An 11,217-nucleotide genomic window follows, 5' to 3' on the forward strand; every position below is an offset into this window, starting at 1 on the left:
CCCTCGGCTGACGGGCGGCCTCTCCGGCCGCTCCGGACACCGAACAGGAACCGGCCCCCTTCCGCGTCGCGGAAGGGGGCCGGTCCACGTCGCGGGCTACTGCTGCACGAAGACCGCCACGCTGCGGGCCGGCACGGTGAACGTGCCGCTGGCCCGGTCGAAGGAGGCCGTCCGCAGCGACTCGTCCGCCGAGGCCCGCAGCACCGGGTGCAGCGCCACGTCCGCCCCGCGCAGCCCGGTCAGCCGCTGCCGCGCCGTCTCCGGCGTGGCGTTGAAGACCACCGTGACCGACTTCCACCGCCCGTCGAGGCCCCGACCGTCCAGCGTCATGGTGAGCACGCCGGGGGTCTCCCCCGCGCCGGAGAGCGGGAAGGCGACCCGCTTCTGCACCTGCTCCGCCGTGGTCAGCCCGAAGACCGGCGAGGAGGCCCGGACCCTCAGCAGCTCGGCGTAGCGGGCGTCGGCCAGGTCGATCGCCGCGCAGTCCGGCACCAGCGTCGGATCGGCCAGCAGCGGCTTGGCGTACGGCCACTTGTCCCGGTTGTCCTGCTCGGGCGGCAGGCCGGCGCCGAACCCGTTGCCCTGGGCGCAGTCCCAGCGGATCTGGTTGAACCAGTCCCCCGAGTTGTACGAGTTGCGGTCCAGCGACTTCGAGCGCAGCCGCTCGGTGCCCGTGGTGACGAACCCGGGCCCCTGGCCCATCACCACCGTGCCCAGCGCCAGCACCTGCATCCGGGCCCGGTCCGCCGCCGAGGTGTCCCGCGGCAGCTTGTACGCCAGCGCGTCGTACAGGATCTCGTTGTCGTGCGCGTCGACGTAGGTGACCGCCTCCCCCGGCGCGGCGGTGTAGCCGGCGGGCGAGCCGTTGTAGTCGACCTGCGCGCCGGTAACCTGCCGGCCCGACGAGTCGGTGAAGCGGTAGCCGCGCAGGTTGCCGGTGAGCCCCACCTTGATCAGGTCGTGCTGGCGCAGCAGCCGGGCCCGCTGCTCGGCCGTGGACCCGTTGACGTCGTCGCCGTTCGGGTCGGTGAAGAGGCCGGAGGCGAAGCCCTGCACCCGCGGGTTGGCGTCGAACGGCCCGCCGCCGCGTACGGCGTCGCGCAGCCGGTCGTTGAACGTGCCGATCCCGGTGCCTGCCATGTTGGCCTGGGTGGCCTGCGTGAACCGGGCGTCGTCGGCGACCTCGCCGAAGTTCCAGCCCTCGCCGTAGAGCAGGATCTTCTTCCCGTCCACGCCGTCGCGGCCGACGGTCAGCTCGTCGAGCGCCTTGCGTACGGCCAGGATGTTCGCCTTCGGGTGGTGGCCCATCAGGTCGAACCGGAAGCCGTCCACCTTGTACGCCCGGGCCCAGGTGACCAGCGAGTCCACGACGAGCTTGCCCATCATGGCGTGCTCGGGGGCGGTGTTGGCGCAGCAGGTCGAGTTGGCGACGGCGCCGTCGTCCAGCAGCCGGTGGTAGTAGCCGGGCACGATCTGGTCGAGTACCGACTTCGGGTCGGCGCCCGCCGCCGAGGTGTGGTTGTAGACGACGTCCATCACCACGCGCAGCCCGGCGCCGTTGACGCCGGCCACCATCCGCCGGAACTCGGTGGTGCGCTTCGCCCCGGCCGGGTCGACGGCGTAGCCGCCCTCCGGCACGGTGTAGTGCAGCGGGTCGTACCCCCAGTTGTAGCCGTCGGTGTCCGCGACCGCCGCGACGCACTTCTGCTGCTGCTCGGAGTCCGGCGGCAGCGCGGCCAGGTCGCAGGCCGGCTGCCGCTGGTCGGCGCGGCGCTCGGGGATCGTGGCGAAGTCGAACGCGGGCAGCAGGTGCAGGTGGGTCACCCCCGCGTCGCCGAGCGCCTTCAGGTGCCTCATGCCGGCGGTGCCCGGATCGGTGAAGGCGAGGTAGGTGCCCCGCCGCTCCGCCGGCACGGTGGTGTCGGCGACGGAGAAGTCCCGCACCGACAGCTCGGAGATCTGCACCTTCGTCGACGGCACCGCCGCCGGCTTACGCAGCTTCGCCCAGCCCGGCGGGGCGAGCCCCGGGTCGGTCAGGTCCACGATCTGGCTGTGCGTGGAGTCCGGCGCCAACGCCAGCGAGTACGGGTCGGTCACGGCGGCGGTGACCAGCTGCTGCGTCGCCGGCTGCCACGCCTGGACCTGGTACCGGTAGTACCTGCCGGTCCAGTCGCGGGCGCCGCGCACCGACCAGACGCCGGTGCGGTCGTCGCGGCGCATCGCGACGGTCCTCGGCGTCGCCGTCGGCGAGTCGAACAGCTGCAACGACACCTGCCGCGCGGTCGGCGCCCAGAGCGCCAGCGTCGGCACCCCGCCGGCGAAGGTCGGCCCGAGCCGCGCGTCGGTGGCCCGGGCGTAGACGTCGTCGAGCACGCCGGGGATCTGCACGCCGGTCGCGGCGAGCAGGGTGCCCGCCGCGTCCCGCTCGGTCACCAGGAGCTGCCCGCGCAGGGCCGCCGGGACCTTCGCCAGGTCCCGCCGGTCGAGCGTGAAGGCACCGTGCGCCCACAGGTGCGGGAAGTCCGCGCGCTGGGCCTCGGTGAGCCCGTTGCGCTGGGCGGTCAACGGCATCGTGCGGTACGTCCCGACCAGCTCGCCGTCGGCGACGGTGACCCCGCCGGCCGGGGCGGCGACCAGGGCGTACGTCCTGCCGTCGGTGGGCCCGGCCTGCCAGGCGACGGTCGAGCGGTCGATCCAGTGCGCCTTCTGCTTCGTGATGTCGACGTCCGGGCCGGCGGCGGACGCGGTGGACGGCAGCAGCCGGCCGGGCGTGCCGGCGAGCAGCCACACCTCGCGTCCGGCGTCGGCGAAGTCGAGCCGCTGGTCGGTCGGCAGGTCCTTCTCGTCGCCGCGGTGGATGATGTAGCTCAGCCCGGTGGCGTTGGCGGCCAGCGGCACCCGGAAGACCGCGCCGAAGGCGTCGATCCGGGCTGGGGCGAGCGGGGTGGCCCAGTCCGTGGGGTTGGCGGCGCCGTCCCACAGGTGCAGGCCCCAGCCGTCGTAGTTGCCGTCGGCGCGGCGGTAGTGGATGAGGGCGGTGCCGTCCTCGACCGGCGGGTCGGGTTCGCCGGTGGCGGCCTGCCGGCTCGGGTAGGTCGCCGGGTCGCCCTGCTTGACCCAGACCTCGCCGGCCTTCGTCACGTCGATCGTCCGATCCTGTTCCACGTCCTTCTTCCCGGACTTGTCGACCACCACGAAGCCGACCGACTTCGCGCCCGGCTTGAGCTTCACCCAGGCGAACCGGCCGTAGGAGTCCTCGCCGGCGAACGGCTGCCCCTTGGGCCACTCGGTCGCGTACGCCGGGTCGATGTCGCCCCAGGCGTACAGGCCCCAGTCGTCGTAGCCGCCGGCCGGGCGCTGGTAGTGCACCACGGCCCAGTCGCGGGAGGCGGACTGCGCCGGGGTGCCCACGGTCGCGGTGGACCGGGCGGTCGCGGTGCGGCCCCTCCCGTCGCGGACGACGGCCTTGTACTCGACCTTCGTGCCGCCGGCCAGCCCGGTCAGGTCGTGGTGCACGGTGTACGGGGCCGTCTCGGCGCTGCCGAGCAGCGTCCACCTGCCGCCGGCGACCCGGGCGGCGACGGTGACGGTGGCCAGCGGGTCGCCGGTGACCTGGGCGGTGACGGCGGCCTTCGTGGCGACGGGCGCGCCGGGCGCCGGGGCGGTGATCGTGATCTTCGGCGCGGCGTCGGGCGACGGGATCGGCGTGCCGGCGCGGTGCACCACGGCCGACAGCGGCGGCACGGTCAGCGTGAGCCTGCCGTCCGCGCCGGCGACCGGGGCGGCCGACGCGCCGTACACGCCGGTGAAGGTGGCGCCGGCCGACCACGTGTCCACGGTGACAGTCTGCGCGGTCGCGGCGTTGTTCACCGCGACGACGTACTCGGTGCGCTGCTTCGGGTCGATCCGGGAGAACGCGAAGACGCCGGGGCCGTCGGCGGCGTACCGGCCGACCTGCACGCCGTCGCGCAGCGCCGGGTGCGCCTGGCGCAACGCGCCCAGCTCCGCGATGGCCCGGTAGAGCGGGTGGGCGCGGTCGAACTGGTCGCTGGCGTGGGTGCGGTCGGTGCCGATCAGGTCGTCGTCGAGGTAGTCGGGGGTCTTCGAGGCGAACATGTCCTGCCGGGCGTCCTTGTCGCCGCCCGGCCCGGTGAAGCCCTGCTCGTCGCCGGAGTAGACGACCGGCTGGCCGCGGGTGAGGAACATCAGCTCGTGGGCGAGCCGGTCGCGGCGCAGGTGGGTGGCCGGGTCGGTGCCGCCGCCGGCGATGAACGAGCCGATCCGGCCCATGTCGTGGTTGCCGAGGAAGGTGGTCAGCCGGCGCGCGTCGGTGTCCCGGGCGCGGTAGAGGTCGTCGCGGGCGTACACGTCGGCGAGCGCCTTCGCGGAGCCGTCGCCGGCGGTGTAGCCGCGCGCCGCCTCCTGGAAGGCGAAGTCGAGGGTGGCCGGCAGGCCACCGCGCCGCACGTACGTCGAGGTGATGTCCGGGTCGGCGCTGTAGACCTCGCCGAACATGAAGAAGTCCTTCTTGCCTACGCGCGCGGCGGCGCGCTCGACGCCCTGGCTGAACTGCGGCCAGAAGTCGAGGTTGGCGTGCTTCACCGTGTCCAGCCGGAAGCCGTCGACGCCGGTGGAGGCGATCCAGTCGGAGTAGACCTTGGTCAGGCCGCGCACCACCTCGGGACGCTCGGTCCACAGGTCGTCGAGGCCGAAGAAGTCGCCGTACTCGCTGTTCTCCCCGGCGAAGGTGGAGTCGCCCCGGTTGTGGTACATGGTCGGGTCGTTCAGCCAGGCCGGGACCTTGACCTTCGCGTCGGCCGGGGTCTCGAACGTCGGGGTGTACGGGAACGACGTGGTGTCCACCTTCGGGAAGCCCCGGCTGCCGTCGGCGTAGTTGCGGTCCTCGAAAGGACGCCCCTGCGCGTCGGTGTACGGGGAGGTGGCCTTGTCCACGTAGGTGCGCCGGTCCTCGGCGTACTGGATGACGTCGGCGGTGTGGTTGACGATGACGTCGAGATAGACCTTGATCCCCCGCCGGTGGGCGAGCGTGACCAGGCGCTTCAGGTCCTCGTTGGTGCCGAAGTGCGGGTCGACCTGGGTGAAGTCGGTGATCCAGTAGCCGTGGTATCCGGCGGAGGCATCGGCTCCGGAGCCCTGCACCGGGCGGTTCTTGAAGATGGGCGCGAGCCAGATGGCCGTGGTGCCGAGCCCCTCGATGTAGTCGAGCCGGTCCATGACGCCCTTGAGGTCGCCGCCGTGGTAGAAGCCCTTGTCCTTCGGGTCGAGGCCGGTGGAGAGGCGGCCCCCGGTGAGGCCCCCGGCGTCGTTGCGCCGGTCGCCGTTGGCGAACCGGTCCGGCAGGACGAAGTAGAACTGTTCGGCGCGGGCCTGGCGGCTGCCGGCGGCGAGCAGCGCCTCCGCCGAGGGTTCGGTGCGCCACTGCGCGGCGCCGGTGGTGACCAGCGGGCCGGTGTCGTCGGGGGCGTCGGCGCCCATCTGGCGCACGGCCAGCGGGGTGCCGACGAGGGCGAGGGTGAGCAGGGAGACGAGGGCGAGCAGGGCCTTGCGCGGTATCGGCGGGGGTTTCATCGACGCCTTCCTCTGGTCGCTGGCTGGCCCGCACGCTAGCTCTTGCCGAAACGTTCTGCAATACCTTGCAAACAAAGTCGTAACACGACAGCCCGCTTGCAAGGACGACCCTCCGCGGCGACCCTGTGCCCGGGGATCAGTCGTCGGCGAGGACGGCGTACAGGTCCGAGTCGCGCCAACCGTCGCGGATGAGGGCGGTGCCACGCATCCGGCCCTCGTACCGCATGCCGATCCTGCGCAGCACCGCCGCCGAGGCGAGGTTGCGCGGGTCGCACGTGGCGAAGATGCGGTGCCGCCCGTGCCGGTCGAAGCCCAGTCGCAACAGTTCCCGCGCCGTGGCCGTGGCGATGCCCTGCCCCCACCGCCGTGGATGGACCGCGTACGCGATCTCGCCGGTGCTCGGGCCGTGCAGCTTCAGCTCGGCGCTGCCCACGACCTCGCCGTCGACGAGCACCCCGAACACCAGCCGGTCCGGTGGCGCCGCCACGGCGGCCCGCACGTACGCCTGCGTCTGCTCGTGGGTGTTGGGCCCCCACGCCTGGTAGCGGCACGACTCGGGCAGACGCGCCCAGTCGTGCACGGCGTCGGTGTCGTCGAGCGTGAGCGGGCGGAGGGTGAGCGCCATGGCGGCTCCCTGGGTGGCCGACGGCGTGGCGTCGATCAGAGGCGGCAGGAGACGCCGTCGACCGTGCAGCTCGTCGGGCGGCTCTGCGTGCCCTGGACGTAGAAGCGCAGCGTGACCGACGCGCCGCCGGGCAGGTCGCCGCCGCTGCGGTAGGTGAAGCCGTCGTCGATCCGCTGCGCCGTCCCCTGTGGCGCGCCCTCGATCCACGCGCTACCCAGCCGCGCTCCCGGGAAGGTCAGCCGCGTCGTCCACTCCCGGCCGGCGGACGAGGTGTTGCCGACCAGCACCTCGCCGACGAACCCGTCCGCGTGCGACTCGACCACCCGGTACCGGCCGGTCAGCGGGGACACCGACGGTGGCGGCGCGACCAGCGCCGTCTCCTCGCTCCCGCTGGGGGTCGGCGACGGCGGGGCGCTGCTGCGGGCGGGCGTGGACCGTGTCGGGGTGGGCCGGGTGGTGGAGCGGCCTGACTGCGTGGCCGTCGCCCGCGGCGAGCGCGTGACCGTTGGGCTGGCCGCCGACGGCTCCGGGTCGGCCAGGCCGACGGTCGGCAGCGGCGGGGCGGGCTGCGCGTCGAACGCGGGGCCGCGCCCCCGGTAGGCGCCGAGCGCGATGGCTAGCAGGACCACCATCACCGCGACGCCGACGGACACCACGATCCACGGCGAGGACGCGATGGCGGTCGTGCCGTAGGACTTGCTCGATGTTCGGCGCGTGCCGGACATGCTTCTCCTCCCGCGGTCCTCCGGGGCAGCGTAGCGGTCCGTGGCGACATGGTGCGACCGTGTGCGTGCGGCGCGTACGGCGCCGCGTGGGCGGGGCCGCCGCCGGCGGAGGGTGCCGCGGGTCCGGCCGGCGGTCAGGCGGTCCGCAGCACCGTGCAGATGAGCGGGCCGTCGTCGGTGGAGCGCAGCAGGTAGCGGTAGCGCTCGCCGGGGACCGCCCGGCCTCGGCTGTCCAGGAACTCCCACTCCACAGCGACCATGGTCAGCAGCGCCGACATCGGAAGCACGTCCTCGATGGTCGCGTGCGCCGCGACCAGCTCGCGCTCCTGGTAGTCGGGGGCCGCGCCCACGAAGGACAGTGCCACCGCCGCCGGCGAGGTGAACGAGAAGCTGTACGTGTCGGCCACCACCATCCCGGGCAGGGCGTAACAACCGGCGATGGCGGGCACGTCGCCGGTGGTCAGCGCCACGCCGTACCGGTCGAAGAAGTCGGTCAGCGTGTCCAGATCGGTGGGGGCTCTCACAGGGACAGCAATTGCCGGCCGGACGGCGGGCCAAACCTCAGCGCGGCGGGATGCGCACCTCGATCTCCGCCCCGAGCCGGGCGCCGCCCGCGAGACCGAGGTCGTCGCCGCTCCAGAACCGGCCCGGGTCGTACCAGTTGGGACGCCGCCCGGCGGGCAACAGTCCCATCGCCTCGTAGGTCACCGCGACCACCTCCGCGCAGTAGGCCGTCTCCAGTGCACGGTCGCGCACGGCGATCGCGGCGCGGTCGGGCGCGGTCGCCCCGGTCGGGTTGGGCGCGGTCACCCCGCTGCGGTCGGGCGCGGTCGCCCCGGTGCGGTCGGGCGCGGTCGCCCCGGTGCGGTCGGGCGCGGTCGCCCCGGTGCGGTCGGGCGCGGTCGCCCCGGTCGGGTCGGGCGCCGGCGCGGCCTCGCGGTCCCCCACCCGGCCGGGCAGCGCCGGCAGCCGCACCGCCGGGACCCGGCCCCGCAGCCAGCGCCAGGCGAGCTGGGCGGTGGACGGGAACGGGGTGCCGTCCAGGCGCGCGACGGTGCGCAGCACCGCCTTCTCCATCTCCGCGTCCGCCGGCGGGTCGAGCTGGCGCAGCCAGGCCCGCTGGCCGTACCGGTTGGCCCAGACGCAGACCGCGTCGCGCAGGTCGTGCAGCTGCACGCCGCGCTGGTGGGTGCCCGTCCACATGTCCGGCAGCGACCTGCCCAGCTCGGCGTGCCACATCAGGGGCGGCATGTCGTCCAGCACGACCGCCATGCCGACGTGGTTGACCGGGCTGTTGGTGGTCAACTGGATGGCCCGGTCCGGCACGCTGCGGCCCCGGAACACCCACACGTCGCCGGTACGGGTCAGGTCCACGGCCTCGTCCAGGCTGATGCTCATGGGGGTCTACCCTAGGCCGATGCGGCAACGGATGCGGTGGTGGAAGGTCCTCGGGCTGGCCGGCCTGGCCGGCGTCGCGGCGTCGGGCGTGGTCATCGCCCGGGCGGAACGGCGGCGGCGGGCGTACACCCCGGAGGAGATCCGGGCCCGGCTGCGTGACCGGCACGCGGAGGCGACGGCCCCCGCCGACGACGCGCGCTGAGCCTCCGGCGTCAGTCCACCTCGTGGTGGTTGCGGTCCCAGCGCCCGCCGACCGGCGGGGTGTCGAGCCGCACCGCCCCGACGGCGTTTCCGGCGAGGTCGTTGTCCTCGATCCGGCAGGACACGCAGCTGCCCGCCGGGGTGATCCAGAGCCCGTAGCTCTGGGTCTGCTCGTCGCGGTGGTCCCAGATCCGGTTGCCGCGCACCGTGGCGGAGTCGAACGGCGCGTTGACGGTGATGCCGGCCCGGATCGGCGGGGCCGCCGGCAGTTCGTACGCCGTCCCGGGCGGCGGCGAGTCCTCGTTCCAGCCGGTGGGAGAATCCGCCCGCACCTCGGCGAGGGTGAGGTCGGTGTCGGTGTTGGACACCACGACCGCCATGCGTGACCCGGCCCGCACCACCTTGCCCCGGTGCCCGTCGTGCGGCCAGTGCGCCGACAGGTCGGTGACGGAGCGGTGGTGGTAGCGCACCGACTCGCCCGCGCCGGTGGCAGCCGGGGCGCAGCGGCGGCCGTTGTTGCGGATCCGGTTGTTCACCACGACGGCGTCGGTCATCGGCCGGTCGATCCGGATCGCGTCCAGGCCGTTGTCCCAGAACTCGTTGCCGTCGACGACCACGCCCGCCGCCGCGCCCTGGTAGCCGTGCCCCAGGTCGTGCTCGTGGTAGCCGTACTCGCCGTTGGCGCTGATCCGGTTCCCGCGCACGGTGTACGGGCCGGGCGTGTTGCCCATGCTGATCCCGTCGCGGACGTTGCGGTCCACGACGCAGTCGCTGATGATGCCGCCCCGACCGGACACGCCGGCCGTGCCGTTGCCGGAGACGTCGAAGCCCGCCTCCAGGTTGCCGGTCAGCGTGCAGGCGGAGACGATCAGGCCGTCGGCGCCCCAGTCGGAGATGCCGAAGCGGTTCGCCTGGCTGTGGCAGCCGATGATGCGGTAGCCGCGCGGCGGCGTCCAGTAGTCCTTCTGAAGTTCGAGGAAGATCCCGTTGGTGCCGTTGCCGACGGCGGTGCAGTTGGCGATCGTGAGGCGCTCCACGTCGCCCCAACCGCCGATGCCGACGCCGATGCCCGCGCCGCCCATCTCCTCGCCGTTGTCCAGCCGGCCGCAACCGACCACGACCACGCCGTCGATCAGGCTGTCCTGGAGGAAGTCGCAGCCGAGCCCGGTGGCGCCGGTGTGGTGGATGTACAGGTTGCGGAAGACGCCACGCACCACGTACTGGAGGCCGAGCCCCTTGGCGAGATAGTTGTACTCGACCATCGCCACGCCGGAGCCGTCGATCTCGAAGTCCGCGAAGGTGCAGTCGGCGATGTGCCGGTCGCGGCTCGCGCCGTGCTGCACCGTGGTCCAGAAGGCCAACGGCGTGGGGTCCGCCCGGTTCCCCTCGTTGCTGAGCAGGAACCGCGTCGCCCCCGGGCCCGCGCCGATCAGCGACACCCCGCTGCGCCAGACCGTCCCGGCGTCCCGAATCGAGTAGATCCCCGGCGGGCAGTGGATGACCCGGGCCCGCCCGTCGGCGGCGTAGCCCTCGCCGAGGCGGTCGACCAGGGCCGACAGCGCCGGCTGGTCGTTCGTCACGCCGTCGCCGCGCAGCCCGAACTCGCGCGCGTCGCACCAGAGGGGCGCGCCGGCGACGGGGGTGAGCCGCTTCGCGGCGGTGGACAGGCCCTGGTGCGGCATCCGACCCCTCCTCTGCGGCGTCCGGTCGTTCGCCCGCGAGCGGCGCATTCCCGCCGCACCCGCCCGGAAACGCGCTACCCGACCAGGTGCGGCGGATCCGCTGGCGCGATCGCCCCAGGGCCGGGCTCCGCGCCGCTGCCGGGCGTCGCGGCGCTGCCCGGCGTCACGAGGCCCGGCTGCGCGGCGGTGCCAGGCGTCACGGCGGTGCGGCGCAGCGCCTCCGCCAGCGCCCCGGCGGTACGGCCCACGAGCGCGCTCCCGTCGTCGAGCAGCAGCAGGGGTCGCTGGATCAGCTCGGGGGCGGCCACCATCGCCTCGATCCAGCGCGGCTCGGCCGCCTCGTCCCTGGGCCAGTCGGCCATGCCGAGGGCCACCGCGGCAGGCTCCTGGGTACGGCAGACGTCCCAGGGGCGCGCGTCGAGCCGGCGCAGCACCTCGGCCAGCTCCGCCGCGCTCGGCGGCCGGTCCAGGTACGGGCGCAGCGCGTAGCCGACTCCAGCCTCGTCGAGCGCGGTACGGGCGGCGGCGCACTTCGAGCACGACGGGTTGTTCCAGATCTCCATGCCTGTCATCGTCGCAAGCGTCCCGCGGCGTCACGTACGAGCCCGCCCCGCTCCCGCGACCGTCCATGCACCGCCGCCCACGCGCTCAGCCGACGTGATCAGGACGGACATCGCCCCCGACCCCGGACGTCCGCTCCCGAGCCGGACGTCATCCCGGGGCGACCTGCGCCTCGTAGGCCGGAACCCACAAACGAACGCAAAGCGCGAGGTGCGAGCGCGAGGTGCGAGCGCGAGGTGCGAGCGCGAGGTGATCAGGACGCCATGGACGTCATCCGGCCGCTTTGAGGTCCATGGCGTCCTGATCACGTGTTCGAGGACGTTGTCCGGTTCGGGGTCGGCGTCCGGCAGGGTGGCCGGTGGAGATCTTGGTAGAAGACGGCCCCTGGAGGGGCAGTTTCTCACCAAGATCTCCGGGAGGAGCCGGACGGACGGAC

General features: G+C 73.7%; 8 protein-coding genes. 1 reads left to right on the plus strand and 7 read right to left on the minus strand.

What is annotated here, in order from left to right; genetic code table 11:
• Window positions 1-96 precede the first annotated feature (96 nt).
• From pulA to ACLQ20_RS22185, 5 genes are all read right to left on the minus strand, one after another.
• Window positions 97-5,589 carry a pullulanase-type alpha-1,6-glucosidase gene (gene pulA / locus ACLQ20_RS22165; RefSeq protein ID WP_425857557.1) on the minus strand — a complete coding sequence of 1,831 codons (5,493 nt, stop codon included), beginning with the start codon at window positions 5,587-5,589 and terminating at the stop codon, window positions 97-99.
• Window positions 5,590-5,725: 136 nt separating this feature from the next.
• On the minus strand, window positions 5,726-6,214 hold the full coding sequence (locus tag ACLQ20_RS22170) for a GNAT family N-acetyltransferase (RefSeq protein ID WP_358121651.1): 489 nt from the start codon (window positions 6,212-6,214) through the stop codon (window positions 5,726-5,728).
• A gap of 35 nt (window positions 6,215-6,249) precedes the next feature.
• Window positions 6,250-6,939: a cellulose binding domain-containing protein gene (locus tag ACLQ20_RS22175; RefSeq protein ID WP_425857560.1), complete on the minus strand. Its 690-nt coding sequence runs from the start codon at window positions 6,937-6,939 to the stop codon at window positions 6,250-6,252.
• Window positions 6,940-7,073: 134 nt separating this feature from the next.
• Window positions 7,074-7,463 (minus strand): hypothetical protein, encoded by a 390-nt coding sequence (locus ACLQ20_RS22180; RefSeq protein WP_151456155.1) that lies wholly within the window; start codon window positions 7,461-7,463, stop codon window positions 7,074-7,076.
• A 37-nt stretch (window positions 7,464-7,500) separates the two neighbouring features.
• Entirely contained in the window at window positions 7,501-8,337 is an 837-nt protein-coding gene (locus ACLQ20_RS22185) for a hypothetical protein (protein WP_425857561.1), read from the minus strand.
• A gap of 19 nt (window positions 8,338-8,356) precedes the next feature.
• On the opposite strand from ACLQ20_RS22185, the gene ACLQ20_RS22190 reads away from it, so the two are divergent.
• Window positions 8,357-8,539 carry a hypothetical protein gene (locus tag ACLQ20_RS22190; RefSeq protein ID WP_091630004.1) on the plus strand — a complete coding sequence of 61 codons (183 nt, stop codon included), beginning with the start codon at window positions 8,357-8,359 and terminating at the stop codon, window positions 8,537-8,539.
• A gap of 10 nt (window positions 8,540-8,549) precedes the next feature.
• Here the strand turns inward: ACLQ20_RS22190 and ACLQ20_RS22195 are convergent, their stop codons facing one another.
• Both ACLQ20_RS22195 and ACLQ20_RS22200 read right to left on the minus strand, forming a co-directional pair.
• A complete protein-coding gene (locus tag ACLQ20_RS22195) occupies window positions 8,550-10,220 on the minus strand; it encodes a right-handed parallel beta-helix repeat-containing protein (RefSeq protein WP_425857563.1) in 1,671 nt (556 codons plus the stop codon).
• Between the two features lie 74 nt (window positions 10,221-10,294).
• Window positions 10,295-10,792 (minus strand): ArsC/Spx/MgsR family protein, encoded by a 498-nt coding sequence (locus ACLQ20_RS22200; protein WP_425857564.1) that lies wholly within the window; start codon window positions 10,790-10,792, stop codon window positions 10,295-10,297.
• Window positions 10,793-11,217 lie beyond the last annotated feature (425 nt).

Source organism: Micromonospora sp. DT46 (assembly GCF_049841735.1).
Lineage (GTDB): Bacteria > Actinomycetota > Actinomycetes > Mycobacteriales > Micromonosporaceae > Micromonospora > Micromonospora reichwaldensis.